The following is a 24,770-nucleotide window of genomic DNA, read 5'->3' as shown; positions in this document are numbered from 1 at the left end:
ACAACGTGCCCATTCTCCATTACATATCGAGGCTGGCGTGAACGTCGGATTTCGCGCGGCTGCAACCTGCTGCAAGCGAGGAGGGAGGCGCTTGCCGATAATCGCGAACTCATCGCTGAGGCTGCAAGGGGTCATCTCTGCCCGGCGCATGGAGATACGTGACGGATCGGGGGAAATTATTGGCTACGCTCCGTTTCTCCGATGCCCTAATCTGCGAAGACTGCTGATAAGGGCATAGAGCTCGGCGAAGTGAGTGCAAACCGGACAAAATTGGTCTTCCCTTGATGTGACGGGAAACCAGCGTCCGTCAACGGCAGTTCGAGTGGAGGCAGCCGTATGCGTCGGTGTCGACAGTATGAGGCTCCGCGCCGGCACAGTTCCATAAATCAACGTTATCCAAACTCGAACTGACAATCGGAGGTCGTCAGTTTGAATCTCATCAAGGCGAACATGATTGCTAACGCCGCGCACCCGAGGTGCTGCGGGCCCAATTTAAATTCCGACGCGGGCCTGTTGCAGATAGCGTTCCATCAAAGTGGACCGTGATCCAATCGAGATAAGACGTGACGGGAAAAGAGGTCGGCCTCAGCCATGTGCGGGTAGCCCGAGAGGATAAAAGCTTCGATACCTTCCGCCCGGTAGGCTCGCAGCTTTGCAAGAACCTGGTCCGGATCGCCGACGATCGCAGCACCACAGCCGGAACGAGCGCGGCCGATCCCGGTCCAGAGATTGTCCTCGACATAGCCCTCGTCGCCGGCCTGCTCGCGCAGTTCCGCCTGGCGCCGCACGCCCACCGATTGGCTGTCCAGCGATTTGGCGCGGATCGCCGCACCGGCCGAGTCGTCGAGCTTCGACAGCAGACGGTCCGCGGCAATTCGCGCCTCTGCTTCTGTTTCACGAACAATGACGTGTACGCGGTAACCGAACCGGAGCGTCCGGCCGCGCCTTTCCGCACGGCTGCGAAGATCGGCGATCGTTTCGCGCACGACCTCCATGCGGTCCGGCCACATCAGATAGATATCGGCACCTTCCGCAGCCGCCTCTCGAGCGTCCTCTGAGAGGCCGCCGAAATAGAATTGCGGGCAGCGACTCGACAGCGAAGCGATCCGCGGCGGATCGACTTTCAGCTTCCAGAACGCGCCGTCGTGATCGAGTGGCTTTCCGTCAAGCAGCGTGCGCAGGATCGACATGGCCTCGATTGTGCGGGCATAACGTGGGCCGCTCGCAAGAGTTTCGCCGGGCATTTCGCTGGAGATGATGTTGACCGACAGGCGGCCACCGGCCATGCGGTCGATGGTGGCAATCTGGCGGGCCAGTTGCGGCGGCCAGCTTTCGCCGATTCTGACAGCCATCAGCAGCTTGATGCGGCGTGTGAGCACGGCCATCGCTGAGGCAATGGCGGTGGTATCAATGCCCAGCGCATACCCCGAGGGAAGCAGGATATTGTCGAAGCCGCTGCTTTCAGCCTGCAGCACGATATCGCGACAGTGTTCGAAGCTCGATTGCAACTGCGGATCGGGGACGCCGAGAAACTCGTAGTCGTCATCACATAGAGCGGAAAACCAGCTGACTTCGCAGGCTTTGGTCATAAATGATGTCTCCCATGCTGTAGCGCCATCTGCGGCGCGGATTCTCTTGTTCTTGCGGCGCGGCCTTGCGCGTGATCGCCAGTCGTAGCAGCCGTTCGGGTACTTTTGATCTTCCTCCGTTTGTAGATCAAATTTTCGATCGTTGCGGTGTTTTACCGCTAGCTGCTTTGCCGGTGAAGCAGGGTGAACCGGGTGTCGATCACCGTGGGGGTCCTCTCTCCGCCATGCGCGCTGCGCTCAAGGATCAGACGTGCCGCCTCGGTGCCGATCAGATCTCCAGGCGGGCGGATGGTGGTCAGGGACGGGTTGGAAGCGGCACTAAAGCTCAGATCTCCGAAGCCGACGACCGAGAGCTGCCCCGGAATGTCGATGCCAAGCCGCTGGCATTCGAAGATCACGCCGAGCGCCACATGGTCGTTGGAGCAGGCGATGGCGTCCACATCGCGAAACGTGCGCATGGTTTCACCAAGCAGCATTGCGCCCACTTCCGCACTCGACGGCGCCGGGTGCTTGATGATTTCGGCGGTGACGCCTGGGGTCTTGCGGGCTTCATCGACAAATCCTTCGGCCCGGTGCGCCGCTCTCTTGTCTTCCTGCAGGCGGGCGCCGAGAAAGACGAGCTTGCGACGGTTGCGCTGGACGAGATGAGCAGCGGCTGACCGGCCGACCTGTTCGTGGTGGAAGCCGACGGCCATATCGATCGGCTCCGAACCGAGTTCCCAGATTTCGACCACCGGCACGCTGCTTTCGCGCAAGAGCTTTCTGGTTGCGTTGCTGTGGCTAAGCCCCGTCAGCACGATCGCTGCCGGAGCCCAGGACAACGCCATGCGCACGAGGTTTTCCTCCTCGCGCTCGCTGTATTCGGTATGGCCGAGCAGAACCTGCAGCCGCTCCTTACCCAGTTCCGCCTGCATGGTTGCAACTGTTTCGGCGAAGAAGGCATTTCGCACCGATGGCACAATAATGCTGACGGCGCGGGAAGAGGCGGCGGCGAGCCCTCCCGCCATCAGGTTCGGAACATAGTTGAGAGCTTCGATGGATTTTGCGATCGCCTCGCTGGCCGACGCTGATACGGCTTCCGGCTTGCGCAGATAGAGCGAGACGGTAGAGGGCGAAACCTCCGCCCGTGCCGCGACATCCATCATCGTGACACGCTGAATCTTGCGGCGTTTGCGTGTCGGCTTAACGGAGCGTCGAGTATCCACCATTCTTCCTGTCGATATAATAGCGCTATTATTCGCACGCATGATAACCCATGGATTTCTGCGGAACAATTCCGTTTGGAAGATAATAGCTTAATTACCTGATATAGCTCAGTAAATCGCAAACTTCACAGCGTCCTCGTCGGTCTGCCAGCACCTCGCGAGCCGATTTTGAGCAGTCCTGCTTGCAAAAGAAAAATCGTAGCGCTATTATTAAACCTAGAAATAGCGATGGGCACGGGATGAGGTGCCATCCCCGGGAGGTTGAAATGGCGGGAGTGAGCCTGCGGGCGCTGGATAAGAGTTATGGCGCCCTTCGGATCGTCAAGGGTATCGACCTGGAGATTGCCGACGGCGAGTTCGTGGTCTTTGTTGGCCCCTCCGGATGCGGCAAATCCACCACTTTGCGCATGGTGGCCGGCTTGGAATCGATCACCGGCGGCGAGGTCAGGATCGGCGATCGCGTCGTCAACAGGCTTGCGCCACGCGAGCGCGATATCGCCATGGTGTTTCAGGATTATGCGCTCTACCCGCACAAGACCGTGCGCGAGAATATGGGCTTCAGCCTGAAGGTGCGCGGCATCAATTCCGTTGAAGCTGCGGTGCGGGTCGGCGAGGCTGCCAGCATGCTTGGCATTGCCCACCTGCTCGACCGCCGACCTGGTCAGCTCTCCGGCGGCCAGCGTCAGCGTGTCGCCATGGGCCGCGCCATCGTCCGCCGTCCGCAGGTGTTTCTCTTCGATGAGCCGTTGTCCAATCTGGATGCGAAATTGCGCGGTCAGGTCCGCACCGAAATCAAGAAGCTGCATCAGGCAATCGGCACAACGATCATCTACGTTACCCATGATCAGGTCGAGGCCATGACGCTCGCGGACCGAATCGTCATTCTGCGCGGCGGCGAGATCGAGCAGGTGGGAACGCCGGACGAGGTCTATAACAGCCCGGCCAGTGTTTTTGTCGGCGGTTTCGTCGGATCACCCGCGATGAATTTTGCGAGAGCCAAGGCGGATCACGACAATCTGGCCTTCGCAAACGGCGATCGATTGCCCCTGTCGGCGATCCGTGCCGCCGATCATGCCGGGGCCGTCGATGGTCGCGAGTTCATCGTTGGTATCCGCCCGGAACATTTTAGCGCCAATGCATCCGACGTTGCCCTGACGTGTCACGTTCAGGTTGTTGAGCCGCTTGGCTCCGATACGCTGGTCCATTTTGCCGTGGGCAATGAGACGTTGACGGCCCGCATGCCGCCGGAAACGCGGGTCAAGGCTGGCGAAACGCTCAAGATCGGCGTGGACCCCACGAAAATTCATCTCTTTGACGCCGCAACAGAACGCGCCGTCCATTGACGACCCGCGCGGGAAGAATGCCAAGACCGCGCGACCACAAACCAAACGGGAGGAAACCATGACTTTTTCGAAATTAACCGCTTTTCGGAAATTAACCGGTATATTGTTCTGCGGCACGATGCTGGCGTTTGCGATGCCGGCTTCGGCCGAGACGGCGCTGAACATCTACATCTCCAGCCAGCACCAGCCGGACGTCTGGCGCAAGGCGCTCGACAAATATGAAGCCGCCAATCCGGATGTGAAGGTCAAGATCGAGACGGGCGGCAACACGTCCGAAGCCCAGGCGCAGTATCTCAATACCGTGATGTCGGCCAAGGATACCTCGCTCGACGTCTTGATCCTCGACGTCATCCGCCCGGCGCAGTTTGCCGCTGCCGGCTGGACCAGCGATTTCGCCGGCAAGGACATGTCCTCTTACCTGCCGGCCTATGCGGGCGCCAATACGGTCGATGGCAAGGTGATCGCGCTGCCGGCCTTCGCGGATTCGCAGTTCCTCTACTATCGCAAGGACCTTCTGGAGAAATACGGCATCGCGCCGCCCAAGACCTGGGATGAACTGAAGGTTGCTGCCAAGAAAATTGCCGAAAGCGAAGGAAATGCCAATCTCCAGGGCCTGTCGTTCCAGGGCAAGGCGATCGAGGGCGCCGTCTGCACCTTCCTCTTGCCGTATTGGAGCCAGGGCAAGGTGCTGACCGACAACGGTCGCCTGACCTTCGATCGCGACGCAGCGATCAAATCGCTCGGCCTCTGGAAGAGCTTTGCCGACGAGGGCATTTCCAAGAAGAATATAGCCGAAGTCGGCACCGACGACACGCGCAAGGAGTTTCAGGCTGGCAATGTGATCTTTGCCGTCAACTGGTCCTATGCCTGGGCGCAGGCTCAGGGCAAAGAATCGGCCGTTGCCGGCAAGGTCGGCGTCGCCCGTCTACCGGCCATGACCGGCGGCGAGCAGGCGACGTGCCTCGGCGGCTGGGAATGGGGTGTGTCGGCCTATTCCGAACATCAGGATGAGGCGAAGAAGCTGGTTGAATACCTGTCTTCGCAGGACGTTTCGAAGTTCATGGCCATCAACGGCTCGCTCCTGCCGACCTACGCCGGCCTCTACCAGGACGCGGAAGTGACGAAGAGCGCGCCGTGGTTTGCAGATGCGCTGCAGGTGGTCGAGACCGCCAAGCCGCGTCCAGTGACGCCGCGCTACAATGAAGTGAGCGAAGTGATCCGCACGACGGTCAACGCCGTTCTTGCCGGGGTAACGACGCCGGAAGATGGTGCCGATCAGATCGAGGCACGCTTGAAGCGCGTTCTGCGGTGAGGACCCCTTAAGCTCTCGCGGAATCCCCTCCCTGTCTTTGGGGAGGGGAGAGTTTCTCAAGGGGTGGGACGAGCGACCTTTCGGTTGCGAGGCAAAAGGCCTCGCCGTCCGACCCTCTCAATGTTTCGGAACGAAACCATGGCGACGACAACCACATTCAAAGCGACAGACGCACAGGAAGCCCAACCTGCCAATTGGACGCGCTGGCTCGACCTCAGCGACCGTTCGCTGGCCGTACTGCTTCTATTTCCGGCCGCAGTTCTCCTGGCGCTGATCATCGTCTACCCGGTCTGCCGGCTCGTCTATACTAGTTTTTTCAATCTGTCTCTGACCTCGGGCCTGCCGGCCGAGTTTGCCGGGCTGGACAATTACCGGTTGATGATCGGTGACCCGGTCTTCTGGGAAACCACCTGGAACACAGTGTTGATCACGCTGATCACCGTTCCCGGCGCTCTGTTGGTCGGGCTTGGTCTCGCCCTGATGGCGAACCTCTCGTTCGCTATGCAGTGGCCCGTTCGCCTGTCGCTGCTCATCCCCTGGGCGCTACCGCTATCCTTCGCCGGCCTGATCTTCGCCTGGTTCTTCCATTCGGAATACGGTGTCGTCAATGACGTGCTGAACCGTCTCGGCTTCGAGGGGATCATCTGGTTTAATTCTCCGAACTGGGCCTTCGCCGCCATCTGCCTGACCATCATCTGGAAGACCTCGTCCTTCATGGCGCTGATCATTCTCGCCGGCCTGCAGACCATTCCGCGCTCGCTCTATGAAGCTGCGGATGTCGATGGCGCCGGGCGGCTGCGCCAATTCTTCGAGATCACGCTGCCGCTTCTGAAGCCGTCGATCGTCGTGGCGCTGATTTTCCGGACGATCACCGCGCTGCAGACCTTTGATATCCCCTACATGATGACGGGCGGCGGGCCCGGCACATCGACCTCGACGCTCGCGATGTACATCCATCAGAACACCGTTTCCTTCCTCGATCTCGGCTATGGGTCGGCACTCGCCGTCGTCATGTTCGCACTTTCCATGTGCGTAACGGCCGTCTACCTCCGCATGATCCGGACCAAGGAGTAATCGCCATGAGCATGACATTGGCTTCGGGTTCGACATCCTTCCTGTCCGGCAAGCCGCTGCGGCTGATCGCCGCCGGAATTCTTCTGATCAACGGCATGTTCCCGGCGCTCTGGATCCTGTTCACTTCGCTGAAGACGGAAACCGAGTTGACGGCTAAGCCCATTAGCTGGATCCCGCATGCGCCGACCGTGCAGAACTTCGTGCAGGCCTTTTCCGACCAACCGTTGCACGTCTTCCTGTTCAACAGTTTCATGGTGGCGCTGCTTTCGACTGCTCTGACGCTGCTGGTCTCGGTGCTGGCGGCCTATGCGCTCGCCCGGCTCAACCTGACTTATCGTGGGCTGATCCTGTCGCTGATCATCGCCGTTTCGACATTCCCGCTGGTGACGCTGCTGGTGCCGCTGTTCGAGATCATGCGGGCGCTCAATCTCCTGAACAGTTGGACAGCGCTCATCCTGCCCTACACGGTGCTCAGCCTCCCGGTTTGCACGCTGATGCTGGTGTCCTTTTTCGAAGGTATCCCCCGCGATCTGGAAAATGCCGCGATGATCGACGGCTGCACGCGCATGGGCGCGCTTTTCAAAGTGGTGGTACCGCTCTGCGCACCCGGTGTATTCACCGCAGGCATCCTTGCTTTCGTCAATGCATGGGATGAATTCCTGCTGGCGCTTTCGTTCAACTCCAACCCGTCGCTACGCACGCTGCCGGTCGGCATCCAGCTCTATCAGGGCGAGTTCGCCTTTCCCTGGCCGGTCATCTCGGCAGCACTCGTCGTCGGTATCGTGCCGGTCGCCATCCTGATCGTCATCTTCCAGGAGCGTGTTGTCTCCGGCCTGACCGCCGGCGGGATCAAGGGATGAGCGACGTGAAGAAAAAACGCGATCTTTCGGAACTGCGCAGCCAACGCTGGTTTGCCTCCGACGACATGCGCGGCTTTGCCCACCGGCAGCGCACGCAGCAGATGGGCATGCGCCGCGACGAGTTCATGGGCCGGCCGGTGATCGGCATCATCAACACCTGGAGCGAGATGAGTCCTTGCCACGCGCATCTGCGCGACCGGGCCGAGGCGGTGAAGCGCGGCGTCTGGCAAGCGGGCGGCTATCCTGTCGAGATGCCGGCCCTCTCGGTCGGCGAGGTGATGGTGAAGCCGACAACGATGCTCTATCGCAATTTTTTAGCGATGGAATGCGAGGAACTGCTGCGTTCGCATCCGGTCGATGGTGCCGTGCTGCTCGGCGGCTGCGACAAGTCCACGCCGGCGCTGTTGATGGGCGCGATCTCCATGGATATTCCGGTAATTTATTGCCCGGCCGGGCCGATGTCGAACGGACAGTGGCGCGGCGTCAAGACCGGGGCAGGGACGCATACCAAGAAATACTGGGACGAACTTCGTGCTGGCAACATCACGCAGGATGACTGGGTCGATCTTGAAAGCCGGATGACCCGCTCCGCCGGTACCTGCAACACGATCGGCACGGCCTCGACCATGACCTCGATCGTCGATGCGATGGGGTTGACCTTACCCGGCGCGTCCTCGATCCCGGCGACCGATTCCGGCCATCCGCGCATGGCGTCAGCCTGCGGCGTGCGCATCGTCGAGATGGTCTGGGAAGATTTGAAGCCGTCCGACATTCTCGATAAGGCGAGTTTTCTCAACGGCCTCGTCGCCTATATGGCGCTCGGCGGCTCCACCAACGCCGCCGTCCATCTGGTTGCGATGGCGCGCCGCGCCGATATCGATCTGTCACTGGACGACATGGCAGCGATGGCCGGTAAGGTGCCGGTCGCGGCCAATGTCTTTCCATCGGGCGAATACCTGATGGAGGATTTTTATTTCGCCGGCGGTCTGCTGGCGCTGCTGAACAAATTTTCCCGTCACCTCGACCTCGCCCGGCCGACGGTCAACGGCCAAACGCTCGGCGAAAACATCGCCGGCGCGGACTGCTGGAACGACGATGTCATTCGCGGTGAGGACAATCCGGTGGTGCCGCTGTCGCGCGGCAAGACACTGGAAGTCCTGCGCGGCAATCTGGCGCCCAACGGTGCCGTCATGAAGTCCTCTGCGGCCAATCCGAAATTCCTCAAGCATCTCGGCCCGGCTATCGTCTTCGACAATCCCGGTGTCATGAACAAAACGCTCGACGATCCCGATCTGGATATCACCGAGAACACGGTCATCGTGTTGCGCAACGCCGGCCCGGTCGGCGCCCCCGGCATGCCGGAATGGGGCAATCTGCCGATCCCCAAAAAGCTTCTGAAGCAAGGCGTGCGCGACATGGTGCGTATCTGCGATGGCCGCATGAGCGGTACGCATTACGGCACCTGCATCCTGCATGTCTCTCCCGAGGCCGCCATCGGCGGACCGCTGGCGCTTTTGAAGACCGGCGACCTGATCGAACTCGACGTTGAGGCGGGGACGATCAACATGCAGGTCGACGAGGCGGAAATTACCCGCAGGCGCGCCGAGTGGAAGCCCGCCCCGCCGGCCTACCAGCGTTCTTTCGCGGCACTTTACCAGCAGCATGTCAGCCAGGCCGATCAGGGCTGCGATTTCGATTTTCTGAGTGGAACGGCCGCCGTGCCCGATCCTGCCATTTACTGAGGAGACGACCATGAGCCTGACCAACCATTTCAAGGCATGGCTTGCCGAAAAGGACCGCGCAGCCCCGCTCGGCACCTGGCTGATGGCAGCGGCACCCGCCACGGCCGAGGCCCTCGGCTATGCCGGCTTCGATTTCCTTGTGGTCGACATGGAGCATGTGCCGGTCGAAGTCTCCGATGTTGCGGGCATCCTGCGCGCCATCGGCTGCACGCCGGCCGAGGCCGTGGTGCGCCTTGCGTGGAACGATCAGGTGCTGGTCAAGCGCGTGCTCGATGCCGGCGCGCGCACCGTCATGCTGCCCTTCGTCCAAACGGCCGAGGAGGCGCGCGCGGCTGCATCCTACACGCGCTATCCACCGCAGGGCATTCGTGGTGTCGCTGCCGTTCATCGCGGCTCTAGATTCGGCACGATCCCTGACTATCTGAAGCGGGCGAACGGTGAGGTCTGCACCATCGTCCAAATCGAAACGCCGGAGGCGATCGAGCGCCTGCCGGAGATCGCTGCGGTCGACGGCATCGACGCGCTGTTCGTCGGGCCTGGCGATCTGTCGGCTGCGATGGGCCACATCGGCAATATCTCCCATCCGGAGGTGCAGGCGCTGATCGAAAAGGCGGCAAAGGACGCACATTCGGCCGGCAAGCCGGTCGGCATCGTTGGTCCCAATCCCGATATGGTAAAGCGGTTCCTGGGCTATGGTTACGATTTTGCGGCGATAGCATCCGACATCGCCATGATGACCGGTCGCGCCAATGATTGGCTTGGCGTGTTGAAGGGGCAGGTAGCCCCCGCCGCGGCACCTGCCGCCGCCTACTGAGGATTTCGGCGTGCAAACGGGTTTCGAACTTGTTCTCGACCTCAAGGCGTCTCTCGGCGAATGCCCGTTGTGGTCGGTTGCCGAGCAGGTGCTCTATTTCGTCGATATCAAGCGCTGCTGGATACATCGGTTCGATCCGGAGTCCGGTGGCTTGAAGACAATCGAACTTCCCGAGGAAGTCGGCTGCATCGGCCTCGCCGCGGCTGGCGGTTTCATTGCCGGACTGCGCTCGGGCCTGTGGCTGGTCGGCACCGACGGGACACTTCTGCGCAAACTCGCAGACAATCCCGAGGATCAGGCGAGCAGCCGCTTCAATGACGGCATGGTCGATCCGAAAGGGCGCTTCGTGGCCGGAACGGTGGATGAGACCCGCGAAAAAGGCATTGCCGGTCTTTACCGCTTCGATCGGAACGGTCTAGCCCAGCTGGCCGATGGTCTTTTGACGTCGAACGGCGTCGCGTTCTCACCGGACGGGCAGAGGCTCTATCATGCGGACACGCTGCGCTACGCCCTCTATACCTACGACTATGCGCCTGAGACAGGTACGGCTTCCAACCGGCGGGCTTTTGCTCGGTTCGGAAGCGACACCGATAAGGGCCGCCCGGACGGTGGCGCCGTCGACGTCGATGGATGCTACTGGACCGCGTTATTCGAGGGCGGGCGCGTACAACGCTACAGTGCTGATGGAATTCTCCTCGCGGAATACTCAGTGCCGGCGAAGTGCCCGACGATGGTTACCTTCGGCGGCTCCGACATGCGAACCCTCTATTGCACAAGCGCCAGCATTGGCCGTTCTGCAGACGAGATCGCCGCCTTTCCCCTGTCCGGCGCAGTGTTTGCAATGCGCACCTATATCGCCGGTTTGCCAAAACCCCTTTTCAACTCGGAAGCCTGACCAATGCCATCCAACTATGACAGCGTTCGCTACACCTCCCTTGAAGGGCGCACCGTGCTTGTCACCGGCGGCGCCTCTGGTATCGGGGCGGAGACGGTGAAGGCTTTTGCCGCGCAAGGCGCGAATGTTGCGTTCATCGATATCGATGCCGAAGAGGGGGCAAAACTAGCTGCTTCGATCGGGGCGACGTTCGCCGCTTGCGACGTCACGGATATTCCAGCGCTGCGTAGGGCCATTGCCGAGGTCGAACAGGCACGCGGCGGCATTGATGCTCTGGTCAACAACGCCGGCAAGGACGATCGTCACGTGATGAGCGATCTCGAACCGGAGTCCTGGCGGAGAGCCTTGTCGCTCAATCTCGACCACCAGTTTTTCGCAACCCAGGCCGTCAGCGCCCGCATGGCCGAAAAAGGGAGCGGGTCGATCATCATGCTGGGGTCAGTCTCCTGGATGCGCGGCCGTCCCGGCATGGTCGGCTATACCACTGCGAAGGCCGCCATCAACGGCATGACCAAGACGCTTGCCCGCGAACTCGGCCCCTCCGGCATCCGGGTCAACTGCATCGTCCCCGGCGCGATCGTCACAGAACGGCAATTGAACCTCTGGACGTCGCCGGAACAGAACCAGCAGTTCATCGACTTGCAGGCGTTGAAGTTCCGCCTCGATGCAAGCCATGTGGCGCGCATGGCATTGTTCCTTGCCTCTGACGAAAGCGGCGGCTGCACCGGCGCGAACTTCGTCGTCGATGCCGGGCTGACGCAGAACTGAACATGCGATCCGAAAGAAAGTTTCATGAAACTCGAACAGACAGAAACCGGCTTCATTCTCACTTTCGGGGGCCGGACGATTCTTGAGCACAGCGCAGCCGCGCCTGCGATCTTTGCCGGTCATGGCGAAGAGCGCATGGATATGTATCGCGGCAATTTCGAAATCGAGGACTATGTCATCGAGCGTCGTGCCTTTGCGCATACGGAGATCGAACACAATCGGGTTTTTCTGTCGGACGGACCGGGCCGGCCGGCACGCCTTGTCCTGAACATCGATGGAGGTACCATCGGCTTTGAGGCGCTCGATACGTCGCTGAATCGGCTATGGATGCGTGTCCCTGCCGATCACGACGAACATGTCTGGGGTGGCGGAGAGCAGATGTCCTATCTCGACATGCGCGGCCGGCGCTTTCCCCTTTGGACCTCTGAGCCGGGCGTCGGCCGCGACCGGACCAGCGAGATCACCTTCAAGTCGAACGTCAAGGATCGGGCGGGCGGCGATTATTTCAACACGAACTACCCACAACCGACCTATGTTTCCTCGGCGCGCTACGCGCTGCATGTCGAAACGACGGCCTATTCCGTTTTCGATTTCCGCCGCAAGACTTTTCACGAGATCGAGGTCTGGGCGATTCCGTCGCGGATCGAGCTTTTCGCCGCGCCGACCTTCGTCGAACTGGTCGAGGTGCTGTCGGATCGCTTCGGCCGCCAGCCGCCGCTTCCCGACTGGGTATACAACGGCGCGATCATCGGGCTGAAGGATGGCGAAAATTCCTTTTCGCGGCTTCAGTCGATGCGCGATGCCGGCGTCGAGGTTTCCGCTCTATGGTGCGAGGACTGGGTGGGGCTGCGCCAGACCTCCTTCGGCGCGCGCCTCTTCTGGGACTGGCAGGCCAACGAGGATCGTTATCCCGGTCTACGCCAGAGGATTACCGAGCTGAACGGTGATGGCATCAGGTTCCTCGGTTACGTGAACCCCTATCTCTGCGTCGATGGCCCCTTGTTTGAAATCGCGGAAGCGGAGGGCTACTTCGCTACGGATGAAAGCGGAAAAACGGCATTGGTCGATTTTGGCGAATTCGACTGCGGCGTCGTCGATTTCACAAATCCGGCCGCGGCCGAATGGTTTGCCGAGGACATCATCGGCAAGAAGATGCTGGACTATGGGCTTTCGGGATGGATGGCAGACTTCGGCGAATACCTGCCGATCGACGTGCACCTTGCAAACGGCATCGATGCCAAGCTGATGCACAACCAGTGGCCGACGCTTTGGGCGGAAGTCAATGCGAAGGCGGTTGCCAGTCGCGGTCAGACCGGCGAGGCGCTGTTTTTCATGCGCGCCGGCTTCACCGGCGTCCAGAAACATTGTCCGCTGCTGTGGGGCGGCGATCAGTCGGTCGATTTCTCCCGGCACGATGGGCTGGTCACCGTCATCTGTGCTGCCCTGTCTTCCGGCCTCCTCGGCAATGCCTATCACCACTCCGACATCGGAGGCTATACCAGCCTCTTCGGCAATGTCCGCACGCCCGAGCTTTTGATGCGCTGGGCCGAAATGGCGGCATTCACCCCCGTCATGCGCAGCCATGAGGGAAATCGCCCGCGCGAAAACGTGCAGATTGATCAGGACGCGCAGGTGCTGTCGCATTTCGCCCGGATGACGCGGATCTACAGGCATCTTGCTCCCTATCTCAAATCGCTGTCCGATGAGGCGGTTGCGCGGGGTCTGCCGGTACAGCGGCCGCTGTTCCTGCATCACCAGGACGATCGTGAGACCTATGCAATCCAGGACAGTTATCTCTACGGCGCCGACATGCTGGTCGCGCCCGTCTGGGAGGCAGCACAGGCGGATCGTGTCGTCTATCTGCCGAAGGGCGCGTTTTGGGTTCACGCCTGGACGGGCGAAACATTCGCCGGCGGCGAAAAAGTTCGGATTGCCGCGCCGCTCGGACAGCCGCCCGTCTTCTACCGAGCCGGTTGCGCCGATGAAGCGCTGTTTGCCGGTCTTCGAGGTCTGTGACAGTGAGCGCTGCCGGTCTTGCGGGACTTCTGGTGCTGGCGGGCCTTGCCGCCTACATGCAAACCCTGACCGGTTTCGCCTTCGGGCTGATCATGATGGGTGGCATCGGCCTTTCCGGGCTGATGCCGCTGCCGGAGGCCGCCGTGCTCGTGAGTTGTATGGTGCTCGTCAACGCAGTCCAGGTTCTGGCGCGCGGCTGGCGCGATATCGCCTGGGCCGAGTTCTGGCCGGTTGTCATCTCCAGCATTTCGGCGCTTGCTGCCGGATACTGGCTGCTGGGCGAGATGGTTTCGGCGTCCATCCACTGGCTGAAGCTTGTACTCGGGATCGTCATCATTGCCTCGAGCCTGCAGCTTGCGCTGAAGCCGCAGCCGCTGGCCGTGCGGTCATCGCGCGCTTCCTTCGCGTTTTTCGGTGCGGTTGCGGGTCTGATGGGTGGCCTGTTTTCCACCGCCGGCCCGCCGCTCGTCTATCACCTCTACCGGCAGCCGCTGCCGGCAGTCAGCATCCGCGAAACTCTGGTGGCAGCGTTTGCCGTCAATGCCGTAATCCGGCTGGCCATGGTCGCGGCTGCCGGCGACGTCCCGCATAGCAGCTTCTGGTGGGGTCTGCTCTGCATCCCGGTCGTGATGATCATGACCTTTGTCGCCAAGCGGTGGCCGCCACCCTTGTCTGCCCTATCCATCCGCCGCATGGCCTTCGGCCTGCTTCTGTTGTCCGGCCTGTCGCTGGCCGTTCCCGCCCTTTTGAAGATCATAGGAGATCATGCATCATGACCGAACGCCGCACGCTTGCCCTCAAGGACCCCGCCCTTCTCACAGACAAGGCTTTCGTCGCCGGCGCGTGGATCGGCGCACCCGACGGCAAGTCAATTGCGGTGACCGATCCCTTCGACGGTGCGCTGATTGCCAATGTGCCGGATCTCGGCCAGGCGGTCGTCGCGCAGGCGATCGATGCCGCAGCAGAAGCGCAGAAGCTCTGGGCAAGGCGCACGGCCAAGGAGCGGGCGCAGGTGCTCAAGCGCTGGTACGACCTCATCATCGAAAATGCCGACGATCTGGCGCTGATCCTAACGACCGAGCAGGGCAAGCCGCTGGCGGAGGCGAGGGGCGAGGTCGTCTCCAACGCGGCCTATCTCGAATGGTTTGCGGAAGAGGCGAAGCGCATCGATGGCGATATCATTCCCGGCCCCAATGCCGGCCAGCGCATCATGGTGCTGAAGCAACCCGTTGGCGTCTGCGCGGCAATCACGCCATGGAATTTCCCCAACGGCATGATCACCCGCAAGGCAGGCCCGGCACTCGCTGCCGGCTGCAGCATGATCCTGAAGCCGGCTTCGCAGACGCCGCTGTCGGCCCTGGCGCTCGCCGTGCTCGCCGAGCGCGCCGGCGTACCGAAAGGCGTGTTTTCCGTCGTGACCGGCGAGGCGAAGCCGATCGGTCTTGAGTTCTGCCACAATCCGAGGATCGCCAAGATCACCTTCACCGGTTCCACCGGCGTCGGGCGCTGGCTGATGAAGGAGGCTGCCGGCGGCATCAAGCGCCTCTCGCTGGAATTGGGCGGCAATGCGCCCTTCATCGTTTTCGATGACGCCGATCTCGATGCCGCCGTCGAAGGCGCGATGATCTCCAAATTCCGCAATGCCGGCCAGACCTGCGTTTGCGCCAACCGTATCTACGTGCAGGAGAGTGTTGCTGCAGCCTTCACCGAAAGGCTGCTTGCCAAGGTTTCGGGTCTTTCGCTCGGTCGCGGTACAGACGCCGGCGTCAGCCAAGGGCCGCTGATCGATGAGAAGGCCGTTGCGAAGATGGAAGAGCATATCGCCGATGCGATGGCCAATGGCGGGACAGTTCTCACTGGGGGCAAGCGTAGCGTGCTTGGCGGCACTTTCTTCGAGCCGACAGTCGTGACCGGCGTGACGCAGACGATGAAGGTGGCCAAGGAGGAAACCTTTGCGCCGCTGGCACCGATCATTTCGTTCAAGCACGAGAACGACGTCATCGCCATGGCCAATGATAGTGAATTCGGTCTCGCCTCCTATTTCTATGCCAAGGATATGGCTCGCATTTGGCGTGTCGCGGAGGCGCTTGAAGCAGGGATGGTCGGCGTCAATACCGGCATGATCGCCAACGAAATGGCGCCCTTCGGCGGTATCAAACAGTCCGGTACCGGGCGCGAAGGATCGAAATACGGCATAGAGGGCTTTCTTGAACTGAAATATGTGGCACTTGGGGGAATGTAATTGACCCGATTGTCGCGTTGGCCGGCAGTCGCCCTGAAATAAGGGCTTGATGAAACCGGACACTGGCACACAGAAGGATGGGGTCAGTTCCATAAACTGGGTTATGCCACTTTTATATTGTAGCCGCAAAGTTGAAGTGTCCTGTTTCTGCAAAGTTGGAATGTCACTCTCCCCTTGTTTGATGACGGTGGAGATTGCGGATGGGACTGATTGCGATGAGCGAGCGCGACCTGCAACGGATCGAGATTCTATCGAAGGTCATCGCCGGCCGGATGACGATGGTGTCGGCGGCACATGTGCTTGATCTGAGTACGCGCCAGGTGCGTCGTCTGCTGGAGCGGATCAACACGGGTGGTGCGGCGTCGATCCGGCACAAGGCGATCGGTCGACCGTCGAACAACCGGATCAGCGACGGTGTTCGGAATTACGCCGTGACGCTGGTTGGCGAACGCTATGCAGACTTCGGACCAACCTTGGCGGCCGAGAAGCTTGCCGAGCGCGATGGGTTGCGGGTGTCGCGCGAGACGTTGCGCAGCTGGATGGTGGATGCGGGCCTGTGGCTCTCGCGCAAGCAGCGGCGGACGTTTCATCAGCCGCGCTTGCGGCGTGAAGCCTATGGCGAGCTGATACAGATCGACGGGTCCGAACATCGCTGGTTTGAGGACCGCGGTGATCCATGCTCGCTGCTGGTGTTCGTCGATGATGCGACGGGCAAGCTGATGCAGTTGCGGTTCGTGCGCTCGGAAAGCGCCTTCAGCTATTTCGAGGCGCTGGCGCTTTACCTGCGCGATCACGGCGCGCCTGTGGCCTTCTACTCGGACAAGCATTCTGTGTTCCGGGTGGCGAAGAAAGACGCCAAGGGTGGCCAGGGCATGACCCAGTTCGGCCGTGCGCTCTCAGAGCTAAACATCGAGATTCTTTGTGCAAATTCCAGTCAGGCCAAGGGCCGCGTCGAGCGGATGAACCGGACGCTGCAGGATCGGCTGGTCAAGGAATTGCGGCTGGCCGATATCTGCGACATGGAGGCAGGCAATGCGTACCTGCCTGACTTCATAGAGCATTACAATGCGCGGTTTGCGCTCGCCCCTGCCCGATCCGGTGACCTGCACCGGCCGATGAATCTCGCCCCAGATCGGTTGAAGGAGATCCTGTGCAAGCGCGAGCAGCGCTATGTCGGGGCGCAGCTGACGTTTTCGTTTGAACGCAAGCGGATCATGCTCGAGGAGAACGAGGTGACGCGTGGATTGGCTGGCCGCTATGTCGAGACCTATGCCTATGCGGACGGCCGGCTCGATGTGCGGTGGAAGGGATACTCCCTGCCCTACAAGGTGTTCGACAAGGACCAGCGGGTGACGCATGCGGCGATCATCGAGAACAAGCGACTCGGAGACGTGCTGGCCTATATCAAGGAGCGCCAGGAGCGGCAGTCGCAGCCTGATGTAAAGACCAACAGCGAGAAGAACGGCTATGTGCGACGTGCTCGCGGTCCGGGACGGCGGAAGGATTTCATGAACGATCCCGCCGTCATTGCCCGACGGCGACAAGCGCTCTCTGACCTCGATGCGGCGGAATGACTGGCTGCTCCAATTGTCAAAGCTAAAGCCGAAGGGGAGCATCTCACCCGCCCCCGCCCTTCCCTTGCAACCCGGTCCAGCCGGTCCGGTCGGGGGCTTGCCTCAGCGCAAGTGGACATGCCGAGTGTCGCATTTCTAAATAGCTGAAGACGCGTCCGAAGTGACACTTCTACTTTGCACACAAACGGACATTCCAACCCTGCCGCCACATATATTGTATGTAAGGGCTATTTAGCAATGCGACAGTTGGGCCAGTTAGAGATGCGACAGTCTCGCCTCTCGACGCACTGGTCAACGCCAACGTCGGGAGCAAGGATGACGATCTTCAGCCTGGTCGAGACCATGAGCGGTCGGAGTCGTCATGTCCTTTATGATCACCATGTCGCAGAAAGAGTTGCATCGCCTCGAAGTCATCCAGAAGATCCGTGACGAACGCCTGAGCGTTGTCCAGATGGAAAACGCACGGATATTCTAGCTGACGCCGAGAAACTGCTTCAGCTCCGCAGTCTGAGGATTGGCGAAGACTTCCTCCGGCGGGCCTATTTCGTGAACGCGGCCCTGGTGCATGAAGACGACGCGGCTGCAGACATCGCGGGCGAACTTCATCTCGTGCGTTACCATCAGGAGCGTCATTCCCTCGGCCGCAAGCTCGCGCACGACGGCGAGAACTTCGGCGACCAGTTCCGGATCGAGCGCCGAGGTGATCTCGTCGCAGAGAAGTGCTGTCGGCTGCATGGCGAGCGCGCGGGCGATAGCGACGCGCTGCTGCTGGCCGCCCGAGAGCTCGTCGGGATAGGCGTCGAACCTGTGGCCCAGCCCTACCCGCTCCAGCATCTTGCGGGCGGTAGCCTCGGCTTCGGCTTTCGGGGTCTTCTTGACCACGGTCTGCGACAGCATGACGTTGCCGCCGACGGTCAGGTGCGGGAAGAGGTTGAACTGCTGAAAGATCATGCCGACCTTGAGGCGCAGTGCCTTCAGATGCAGTTCGTCATCAAGGAGCTGCGCGCCGGCCACGGAGATGGAGCCATCGGTGATGGTCTCCAGGCCGTTGATGCAGCGAAGCAGGGTCGATTTGCCTGAACCGCTCTTGCCGATAATAGCGATGACTTCACCAGCCTCCACGTCGAGATTGATGCCTTTCAGCACCTCGGTGGTGCCGAAGCTCTTGCGGACTTCAGTGATTTCGATGAGCGACATTGAGCTTCCTTTCCAGGATCTGGCTGCTTTTCGACAAAGGCCAGCAAAGGGCGAAGTAGATGAGGGCGACGAGCCCGTAGACGGTGAAGGGCTGGAAGGTGGCATTGGTGACCACCGTGCCGGCTTTCGACAATTCAACGAAACCGATGATCGAGGTCAGCGCCGTTCCCTTGACGATTTGAACGGAGAAGCCGACCGTGGGTGGTATCGCGACCCTCAGCGCCTGCGGAAGGATGACATAGCGCATCTGCTGCAACCGGCCCATGCCGAGGCTGGCGGAGGCTTCCCATTGACCCCTCACGACCGCTTCGACGCAGCCTCGCCATATTTCGGCGAGGAAGGCGGCGCTCCATAAGGTGAGCGCCAATCCCGCAGCAAGCCAGGCCGGCACATCTATCCCGAAGAGGCCGAGACCGAAAAACGCAATGAAGAACTGCATCAGCAGCGGTGTGCCTTGGAAGAGCTCGATATAGTATTTTGCGACCGTCCTGAATGACTTGCGCTTGCTGATGCGCAAGAAGAGCAACCCCAGTCCGACCGCGCCGCCGCCGATGAAGGAGACGATCGAAAGCAGCATCGTCCAGCGGGTGGCGAGCAGCAGGTTGCGCAGGATATCCCAGAGTGTGAACTCGATCATCGCGCCGCTCTCCTTGGGAAAATGAACCCGCCGACCACCGCCAGCACCTGCCGGAGCAGGATCGCCAGCACAAGATAGATTGATGTCGAGACGATGTAGGCCTCGAAGGCGCGGAAGGTTCGCGATTGTATGAAGTTCGCAGCAAAGGTCAGATCCTCTGCGGCGATCTGCGACACCACCGATGAGCCGAGCATGACGATGACGACTTGCGACGACAGCGCCGGCCAGATGCGCTGCAGCGACGGCACGAGAACGACGTGCCGGAAGGTTTCGAAGCGGGTCATGGCAAGGCTCTCGCCTGCCTCGAACTGACCCTTCGGGGTTGCCTGGATGCCCGCGCGGATAATCTCGCAGCTATAGGCGCCGAGGTTGACGACCATCGCGAGGTTGGCGGCCGTCAGTTCGGAAAGCTTGAGACCGAGCGACGGCAGACCGAAAAAGATGAAAAAGAGCTGGATCAGGAACGGCGTGTTGCGGATCAGCTCGACATAAGTCGCAACGACAGGCTTCAGCCAGGCCGGGCCGAGTGCGCGCACCCAGGCACAGAAGATGCCGAGCGAAATGCCGAGCATTCCGCCGATGGCGATAAGCTCCAGGGTGATCAGTATGCCCTTGACGATCTCAGGATAATATTCAAGCAGCCAGCCGAATTCGAAATGGTAACTCAAGGAATTGTCCCTTCTTGCGGTGGCGGATCGTCACGTCATCCCGCGCAGGCGCGGGATGACGTCCGTGAGACCGAGTCCCTTAGAGATCCGACGGGAGACCGGCGCCGAGCCACTTCTGTGATATGGCGTTCAGCGCGCCATCGGTTTTGGCCGCAGCGATAATGCCGTTCACCTTCTCCAGAAGAGCTGCCTGTTCCTTGTTGAGACCGATATAGCAGGGCGAGTTCTTGATGAGGAACTTCATCTCAGGGCGCTTGGGGGGATTTTTGGCGAGGATCGCAGCGGCCACGACGTTGCCGGTGGCGATGGTGTCGACCTGGCCGGAGAGGAAGGCCGAGATGGTGCCGTTGTTGTCCTCGTAGCGCTTGATCGTCGCATCGGCCGGCGCGATCTTCGTCAACTCGAGATCCTCCACGGCGCCGCGCGTAACGCCGATGCTCTTGCCCGCGAGATCTTCCACCTTGGCGATCGAAAGATCGGCGGGCGCGAACACGCCATTGAAGAAGGGGGCGTAGGCCGTGGTGAAATCGATCACCTTTTCGCGCTCCGCATTCTTGCCGAGGCTTGATATGACCAGATCGACCTTATTCGTCTGCAGATAGGGAACGCGGTTGGCGCTGGTGACCGGCACGAGTTCGGTCTTGACGCCGAGCTTTTCGGCAATGAGGTTGGCCACATCGATATCGTAGCCCATCGGCGCCATATCGGTACCGACGCTGCCGAAGGGTGGGAAATCTTGCGGAACCGCGACACGCAGCGTGCCGCGCGCCGTGATGTCGGCGAGAGCATCGGCATGAGACGCGGAGCCGAATCCGAAGGTTGCAGCCAGGGTCGCGATGGCGAAGAAGACTCGTCTTGTCAGCATGTTTTAATTGCTCCTTTGAAGTTGTGGCTTTTGGGGTATGACAGTTGGGAGACCGAGGGCACGGTTTTGGCAGGGAGTGACAGGGAACTGCGCAGTTCCGAGAGTGGATCCGGGCGCGTGGTGGGGTCGAGGCCCATCTCCACTTCGTCCAGATGTTCGACAGAAAGTTCCGCAGCCCTGACGAAATCGCCCGCTTGCATGGCCTCGAAGATGCGGCAGTGCCCGTCATGGGACTGTGCGGCATGAAATTCAGACTGATAGAGCATCGAGATGAGGATCGTCCTCGCGGTGAGATCGCGGAGGATATCGACGATGATGGCGTTCCCGCTCAATTCGGCGATGCGGATGTGGAAATCGCCCATCAAATAGGTCAGGCGCTGGCGGTCGCCCGCAGCCATTGCGGTCTTTTCCTCGTTCAAATGCACGTCGAGAGCTTTGCGTCCCTCGTCTGTCAGGGCGCGCATGCTGCGCAGCAATCCGGCCTCGATGACGCGCCGTGCCTCATAGACCGCGACCGCCTCTTCTGCGGACGGCTCGACAACAAACCAGCCTCGTCTTGGACTGACATGCACGATGCCGCGTGTTTCCAGGCGCATCATGGCTTCACGAACGCGGGTTCGAGACACGCTGAAGAGCGTTGCCAACTGGTTTTCACCAAGACGCGTCCCAGGCCGAATTTTGGCTGAAAGAATTCCAGAGACGATCGTCTCCTCAATCGTCTTCTGCGTGCTCTCAGATGTGTGGCTATCTTGCATACAAGACAGGAAAGCAAAGCGCGTGCCAAAAATTCTGCGTTCAGGATTTCCAAGATGTCTCGGATCCCTCCCCTTGGAATTTGCACGCTGGGAATGCAGACTGAGCGTAAATTGAGCGCGTGCCTGCAACGCCTTGCAAACGCAGACCAGCGTCGAACCACTCGTGGCGGCTTGTTCTTACTGACCGAACGACCTTATGCGGTCGAAGCCGCCCAGGGGTTGATCACTTCAACGCCTGCAGCGTCGAAAGCACTTGTATCGCGCGTGGCTACGGCGAACCCTTTCGATGCCGCGATAGCGGCGATATAGCCGTCCGGAGTGGGAAATCCTCTGCCAGCAGTTCGGGCCTTGACCGCGAGATCGGCATAGCGCCGTGCCGCTGTAATGTCGAAAGCCAAAATACGGCGTTCGAAGAGTTCCATCAGACCGTCCAACGCGTCGGAGAGCCTTTCCTTGCGTTTGCCAGCCGGGAGGGCGCCGATTCCAAACATCAGCTCGGCGATCGTGACGCTAGAAAGGAAGAGGGTTTCGGCTGCCTGCTCATCGAGCCAGAATTTCACGGTTTCGTCGGGCGCGGGTTTCATCGCCTCGGAAACGACGTTCGTATCAAGGATAATCACTCAAAGCTCAACGGCTTTGCAGGCAATGCGTCGCGAGCTTGGTCCAGAACGGCAAGGTCCTCATTTGTCAACCCGAGGCGACGACTCCGTTCGGCGAGCGCGCTGCCAAGATGCAGCCGCGTTTCCGGACGGACGGCAGCCTCGAGGATTTCGCGCATTTCCGCTTCGGTGCTGCGCCCGTGATGAGCCGCACGCACCTTGAGAGCACGGTGGGTCGCCTCGGAGAGGTTTCTGATTGTGACTGCGGGCATGATGGCAACCTTGTGGAACATGATAGCGATGCTAGCAATATAATGGATTTGCCATCACATTCAATGTGCGCTTGCCATGCGATCGTAAGCCAAACAGTGGTTAGGGGAGCTGCGCCCACCGTAACTTGTGATCGTCATGGATTTCTCTTTTCGCTTAATTGAAACTCGAGGTTTTGAGGAATTCCGCCAGCCGTTCGGTCCTCGGATGCACGAACATGTCCTTCGGATCACCCTCCTCGCAGATGACGCCCTGGTTCATGAAGATGACTCGTGACGAAACGTCGTAGGCAAAGCGCATCTCGTGCGTGACCAGCAGCATGGTCATGCCGTCGGCGGCAAGCCCCTTGATGACCTGGAGCACTTCGCCCACCAGCTCCGGGTCGAGCGCGGAGGTCACTTCGTCGAACAGCATCAGCCTCGGCGACATGGCGATGGCGCGGGCGATCGCGACGCGCTGCTGCTGGCCGCCGGAAAGCTGTCCGGGATAATGGTTCGAGCGGGCGGAAAGGCCGACACGATCGAGCCATTTTTCCGCAATGGCGCGGGCGTCCGGCTTGGTCATCTTCTTCACCTTGACGAGGCCGAGCATGACGTTTTCAGCGGCACTCATATGCGGAAAAAGATTGAACTGCTGAAACGCCATGCCGGTCAACGCGCGTTGGCGTGCAATCTCTTTCTCGCTCTTGCGGCGCCGCGCTGTCCCTTCGACGCGATAGCCGATCTCCTCGCCGTCAAGGCTGATCGTGCCGCCCTGGAATTCCTCAAGCATGTTGATGCAGCGCAGCAAGGTGGTCTTCCCGGAACCGGACGAGCCGATGATGGAAATGACTTCGCCTTCCTGCACGGCGCAATCGACGCCCTTGAGGACTTCGTGAATGCCGTAAGTCTTGCGCAGACCCTGGATGTCGAGAATGGTCTTGGCCATTGGATGTCTCCTCAGGACGGCAGGGCGGTCTTGCGCTCGACATATTTGCCGAAGTGCTCGATGCCGTAGTTGACGATGAAGTAGAGACCGCCGGCCAGGAAATAGAACTGGAGGCTCATGAAATTGCGGGAGATGATTTCTTGCGTGCGCAGGAGAAGCTCCGCGACGCCGATAACGGAGAGCAGCGTCGAGGCTTTGACCATCTCGGCCGCCGTATTCACCCAGGCCGGCAGGCACTGGCGCATGGCCTGTGGCCACAGCACCGAGGTGAAGGTCTGGGTAAAGGTCAGGCCGATCGCCTTGGCGGCTTCGGTCTGCCCCTTCGGGATCGCCTGAAGTGCTCCGCGCACGATTTCGCCGACATGGGAAGAGCAGAAGATGGCAAGGGCAAGCACGCCGGCCGAGAACGGCCCGAGATTAAGGCCGACGGCGGCGGAGACGTAGTAGCTCGCCAGCACCAGCACGAGCACCGGCGTGCCGCGGATGATATCGGTGTAGGCGCGCACGGCCAGACGCAAAACAGCGCCGCCATAGACGAGCGCCAGGCCGACGAAAACGCCGAGTATGGAACCCGCGAGGATGGCGAGCAGAGAGATCGACACGGTCACGCCGATGCCGTTCATGATGACGTATCGGGCGATCCAGAGTTGTTCGAGAAAAGTGTGGGACATCAGGTCTATCTCGGCAGGGCCAGGCGGCGCTCGACGAAGCGCATCACGGCGGCGATGAGGAAACAGGTCGCGACATAGAGGGCTGATGTGACCATCCAGGTTTCTATGACGCGGAAGCTCTCGACATTGATCTTGCGAGCCGCGAAGGTCAGTTCCGGCACCGCGATGGCGGCGGCGAGCGAGGTGTCCTTGAAGAGCGAAATGATCGTCGAAGACAGCGACGGCAGCACGTTGCGCAGCATCAGCGGAGCGATGATGGAACTGCGGATCTGCATCCCCGTCAGGCCGATGGCAAGACCCGCTTCCGTCAGCCCTCTCGGAATTGACAGCAGCCCGGCGCGGAACACCTCGGCCAGATAGGCGCCGGAGTAAAGGGATAGAACCAGGACGAAGCTTTTTATCTTGTCGAGCCGCAAGCCCATCTGCGGCAACGCGAAAAAGGCAAAAAGCACCAGAACGAGAATTGGCAGGTTGCGAATGACAGTGACATAGACCCGCGCCGGCACGATCGCAAAGCGGCTTTTGGACGTCAGCGCGAAGGCGACGGCAAGGCCGATCGCCGCCCCGATCAGGATCGAGATCACCGCCAGGCCGAGGCTGAGCGCGAGCCCGCTCAAAAGAAAATCGAAATTGCGCCAGACGGCAGCGAAATTCAACGTGTAACCCATGCGGGCCGCCTTTCAGACCAGAGCATGATACCGAAAACTGTGAGCGGTTTCCGGACGGCATCATGCTCTCACTCTTTAA

At 60.5% G+C, this 24,770-nt stretch carries 24 protein-coding genes; 12 read left to right on the top strand and 12 right to left on the bottom strand.

What is annotated here, in order from left to right:
• Positions 1-530: 530 nt before the first annotated feature.
• Together N1937_RS24270 and N1937_RS24265 are read right to left on the bottom strand one after the other, a co-directional pair.
• Positions 531-1,589, bottom strand: a complete 1,059-nt coding sequence (locus tag N1937_RS24270; protein WP_260059516.1) for an LLM class flavin-dependent oxidoreductase — start codon at positions 1,587-1,589, stop codon at positions 531-533.
• 158 nt (positions 1,590-1,747) lie between these two features.
• Positions 1,748-2,797, bottom strand: coding sequence for a LacI family DNA-binding transcriptional regulator (locus N1937_RS24265; RefSeq protein ID WP_260059515.1), 1,050 nt, complete (start codon positions 2,795-2,797; stop codon positions 1,748-1,750).
• A gap of 263 nt (positions 2,798-3,060) precedes the next feature.
• Here N1937_RS24265 and N1937_RS24260 point away from each other — a divergent pair, with 263 nt between their 5' ends.
• From N1937_RS24260 to N1937_RS24205, 12 genes are all read left to right on the top strand, one after another.
• A complete protein-coding gene (locus tag N1937_RS24260) occupies positions 3,061-4,137 on the top strand; it encodes an ABC transporter ATP-binding protein (protein WP_260059513.1) in 1,077 nt (358 codons plus the stop codon).
• 58 nt (positions 4,138-4,195) lie between these two features.
• A complete protein-coding gene (locus tag N1937_RS24255) occupies positions 4,196-5,449 on the top strand; it encodes an ABC transporter substrate-binding protein (RefSeq protein ID WP_260059512.1) in 1,254 nt (417 codons plus the stop codon).
• A 138-nt stretch (positions 5,450-5,587) separates the two neighbouring features.
• On the top strand, positions 5,588-6,523 hold the full coding sequence (locus N1937_RS24250; protein ID WP_260059511.1) for a carbohydrate ABC transporter permease: 936 nt from the start codon (positions 5,588-5,590) through the stop codon (positions 6,521-6,523).
• Positions 6,524-6,528: 5 nt separating this feature from the next.
• Positions 6,529-7,383, top strand: coding sequence for a carbohydrate ABC transporter permease (locus N1937_RS24245; protein ID WP_017967306.1), 855 nt, complete (start codon positions 6,529-6,531; stop codon positions 7,381-7,383).
• Positions 7,380-9,125, top strand: a complete 1,746-nt coding sequence (gene araD, locus N1937_RS24240) for an L-arabinonate dehydratase (RefSeq protein WP_017967307.1) — start codon at positions 7,380-7,382, stop codon at positions 9,123-9,125. Before N1937_RS24245 ends, araD begins: the two co-directional genes overlap by 4 nt.
• A 10-nt stretch (positions 9,126-9,135) precedes the next feature.
• Entirely contained in the window at positions 9,136-9,939 is an 804-nt protein-coding gene (locus N1937_RS24235) for an HpcH/HpaI aldolase family protein (RefSeq protein WP_017967308.1), read from the top strand.
• Positions 9,940-9,949: 10 nt separating this feature from the next.
• A complete protein-coding gene (locus N1937_RS24230; RefSeq protein WP_260059508.1) occupies positions 9,950-10,834 on the top strand; it encodes an SMP-30/gluconolactonase/LRE family protein in 885 nt (294 codons plus the stop codon).
• Positions 10,835-10,837: 3 nt separating this feature from the next.
• Complete coding sequence (locus N1937_RS24225) at positions 10,838-11,602, top strand: SDR family NAD(P)-dependent oxidoreductase (RefSeq protein WP_260059507.1); 765 nt, start codon at positions 10,838-10,840, stop codon at positions 11,600-11,602.
• 24 nt (positions 11,603-11,626) lie between these two features.
• A complete protein-coding gene (locus N1937_RS24220) occupies positions 11,627-13,618 on the top strand; it encodes an alpha-glucosidase (RefSeq protein ID WP_260059505.1) in 1,992 nt (663 codons plus the stop codon).
• A gap of 2 nt (positions 13,619-13,620) precedes the next feature.
• Positions 13,621-14,394, top strand: a complete 774-nt coding sequence (locus N1937_RS24215; RefSeq protein ID WP_260059503.1) for a sulfite exporter TauE/SafE family protein — start codon at positions 13,621-13,623, stop codon at positions 14,392-14,394.
• On the top strand, positions 14,391-15,860 hold the full coding sequence (locus N1937_RS24210; protein ID WP_260059502.1) for an NAD-dependent succinate-semialdehyde dehydrogenase: 1,470 nt from the start codon (positions 14,391-14,393) through the stop codon (positions 15,858-15,860). Before N1937_RS24215 ends, N1937_RS24210 begins: the two co-directional genes overlap by 4 nt.
• 200 nt (positions 15,861-16,060) lie before the next feature.
• Positions 16,061-17,434 carry an ISNCY family transposase gene (locus tag N1937_RS24205; RefSeq protein ID WP_260058593.1) on the top strand — a complete coding sequence of 458 codons (1,374 nt, stop codon included), beginning with the start codon at positions 16,061-16,063 and terminating at the stop codon, positions 17,432-17,434.
• A gap of 471 nt (positions 17,435-17,905) precedes the next feature.
• Here N1937_RS24205 and N1937_RS24200 read toward each other — a convergent pair whose 3' ends face one another.
• The 10 genes from N1937_RS24200 to N1937_RS24155 form a co-directional block, all read right to left on the bottom strand.
• Positions 17,906-18,631, bottom strand: a complete 726-nt coding sequence (locus N1937_RS24200) for an amino acid ABC transporter ATP-binding protein (protein ID WP_170259719.1) — start codon at positions 18,629-18,631, stop codon at positions 17,906-17,908.
• A complete protein-coding gene (locus N1937_RS24195; protein WP_260059500.1) occupies positions 18,609-19,268 on the bottom strand; it encodes an amino acid ABC transporter permease in 660 nt (219 codons plus the stop codon). Before N1937_RS24195 ends, N1937_RS24200 begins: the two co-directional genes overlap by 23 nt.
• Positions 19,265-19,936, bottom strand: a complete 672-nt coding sequence (locus N1937_RS24190) for an amino acid ABC transporter permease (RefSeq protein WP_170275893.1) — start codon at positions 19,934-19,936, stop codon at positions 19,265-19,267. Before N1937_RS24190 ends, N1937_RS24195 begins: the two co-directional genes overlap by 4 nt.
• Before the next feature lie 79 nt (positions 19,937-20,015).
• Positions 20,016-20,801, bottom strand: coding sequence for a transporter substrate-binding domain-containing protein (locus tag N1937_RS24185; RefSeq protein ID WP_260059497.1), 786 nt, complete (start codon positions 20,799-20,801; stop codon positions 20,016-20,018).
• Entirely contained in the window at positions 20,795-21,556 is a 762-nt protein-coding gene (locus tag N1937_RS24180; RefSeq protein WP_260059495.1) for a GntR family transcriptional regulator, read from the bottom strand. Before N1937_RS24180 ends, N1937_RS24185 begins: the two co-directional genes overlap by 7 nt.
• Before the next feature lie 194 nt (positions 21,557-21,750).
• A complete protein-coding gene (locus N1937_RS24175; RefSeq protein ID WP_260059493.1) occupies positions 21,751-22,176 on the bottom strand; it encodes a type II toxin-antitoxin system VapC family toxin in 426 nt (141 codons plus the stop codon).
• Complete coding sequence (locus N1937_RS24170; protein WP_260059698.1) at positions 22,173-22,427, bottom strand: FitA-like ribbon-helix-helix domain-containing protein; 255 nt, start codon at positions 22,425-22,427, stop codon at positions 22,173-22,175. Before N1937_RS24170 ends, N1937_RS24175 begins: the two co-directional genes overlap by 4 nt.
• 154 nt (positions 22,428-22,581) lie before the next feature.
• Entirely contained in the window at positions 22,582-23,352 is a 771-nt protein-coding gene (locus N1937_RS24165; protein WP_170258387.1) for an amino acid ABC transporter ATP-binding protein, read from the bottom strand.
• Positions 23,353-23,363: 11 nt separating this feature from the next.
• Positions 23,364-24,023 carry an amino acid ABC transporter permease gene (locus N1937_RS24160; protein ID WP_017967322.1) on the bottom strand — a complete coding sequence of 220 codons (660 nt, stop codon included), beginning with the start codon at positions 24,021-24,023 and terminating at the stop codon, positions 23,364-23,366.
• 5 nt (positions 24,024-24,028) lie between these two features.
• Positions 24,029-24,691, bottom strand: a complete 663-nt coding sequence (locus N1937_RS24155) for an amino acid ABC transporter permease (protein ID WP_017967323.1) — start codon at positions 24,689-24,691, stop codon at positions 24,029-24,031.
• Positions 24,692-24,770 lie beyond the last annotated feature (79 nt).

Source organism: Rhizobium sp. WSM4643 (genome assembly GCF_025152745.1).
Classification (GTDB): Bacteria; Pseudomonadota; Alphaproteobacteria; order Rhizobiales; family Rhizobiaceae; genus Rhizobium; species Rhizobium leguminosarum_I.
This window is presented reverse-complemented; position numbering and strand designations above follow the sequence as displayed.

Bases quoted from the DNA above. Each gene is read 5' to 3' on its own strand.
- N1937_RS24225 (WP_260059507.1), top strand. From the start codon at position 10,838: ATGCCATCCAACTATGACAGCGTTCGCTACACCTCCCTTGAAGGGCGC.
- araD (WP_017967307.1), top strand. From the start codon at position 7,380: ATGAGCGACGTGAAGAAAAAACGCGATCTTTCGGAACTGCGCAGCCAA.
- N1937_RS24250 (WP_260059511.1), top strand. From the start codon at position 5,588: ATGGCGACGACAACCACATTCAAAGCGACAGACGCACAGGAAGCCCAA.
- N1937_RS24195 (WP_260059500.1), bottom strand. From the start codon at position 19,268: ATGATCGAGTTCACACTCTGGGATATCCTGCGCAACCTGCTGCTCGCC.
- N1937_RS24220 (WP_260059505.1), top strand. From the start codon at position 11,627: ATGAAACTCGAACAGACAGAAACCGGCTTCATTCTCACTTTCGGGGGC.
- N1937_RS24185 (WP_260059497.1), bottom strand. From the start codon at position 20,801: ATGCTGACAAGACGAGTCTTCTTCGCCATCGCGACCCTGGCTGCAACC.
- N1937_RS24170 (WP_260059698.1), bottom strand. From the start codon at position 22,427: ATGCCCGCAGTCACAATCAGAAACCTCTCCGAGGCGACCCACCGTGCT.
- N1937_RS24270 (WP_260059516.1), bottom strand. From the start codon at position 1,589: ATGACCAAAGCCTGCGAAGTCAGCTGGTTTTCCGCTCTATGTGATGAC.
- N1937_RS24200 (WP_170259719.1), bottom strand. From the start codon at position 18,631: ATGTCGCTCATCGAAATCACTGAAGTCCGCAAGAGCTTCGGCACCACC.
- N1937_RS24235 (WP_017967308.1), top strand. From the start codon at position 9,136: ATGAGCCTGACCAACCATTTCAAGGCATGGCTTGCCGAAAAGGACCGC.
- N1937_RS24165 (WP_170258387.1), bottom strand. From the start codon at position 23,352: ATGGCCAAGACCATTCTCGACATCCAGGGTCTGCGCAAGACTTACGGC.
- N1937_RS24205 (WP_260058593.1), top strand. From the start codon at position 16,061: ATGGGACTGATTGCGATGAGCGAGCGCGACCTGCAACGGATCGAGATT.
- N1937_RS24160 (WP_017967322.1), bottom strand. From the start codon at position 24,023: ATGTCCCACACTTTTCTCGAACAACTCTGGATCGCCCGATACGTCATC.
- N1937_RS24260 (WP_260059513.1), top strand. From the start codon at position 3,061: ATGGCGGGAGTGAGCCTGCGGGCGCTGGATAAGAGTTATGGCGCCCTT.
- N1937_RS24245 (WP_017967306.1), top strand. From the start codon at position 6,529: ATGAGCATGACATTGGCTTCGGGTTCGACATCCTTCCTGTCCGGCAAG.
- N1937_RS24180 (WP_260059495.1), bottom strand. From the start codon at position 21,556: ATGCAAGATAGCCACACATCTGAGAGCACGCAGAAGACGATTGAGGAG.
- N1937_RS24265 (WP_260059515.1), bottom strand. From the start codon at position 2,797: ATGGTGGATACTCGACGCTCCGTTAAGCCGACACGCAAACGCCGCAAG.
- N1937_RS24255 (WP_260059512.1), top strand. From the start codon at position 4,196: ATGACTTTTTCGAAATTAACCGCTTTTCGGAAATTAACCGGTATATTG.
- N1937_RS24210 (WP_260059502.1), top strand. From the start codon at position 14,391: ATGACCGAACGCCGCACGCTTGCCCTCAAGGACCCCGCCCTTCTCACA.
- N1937_RS24155 (WP_017967323.1), bottom strand. From the start codon at position 24,691: ATGGGTTACACGTTGAATTTCGCTGCCGTCTGGCGCAATTTCGATTTT.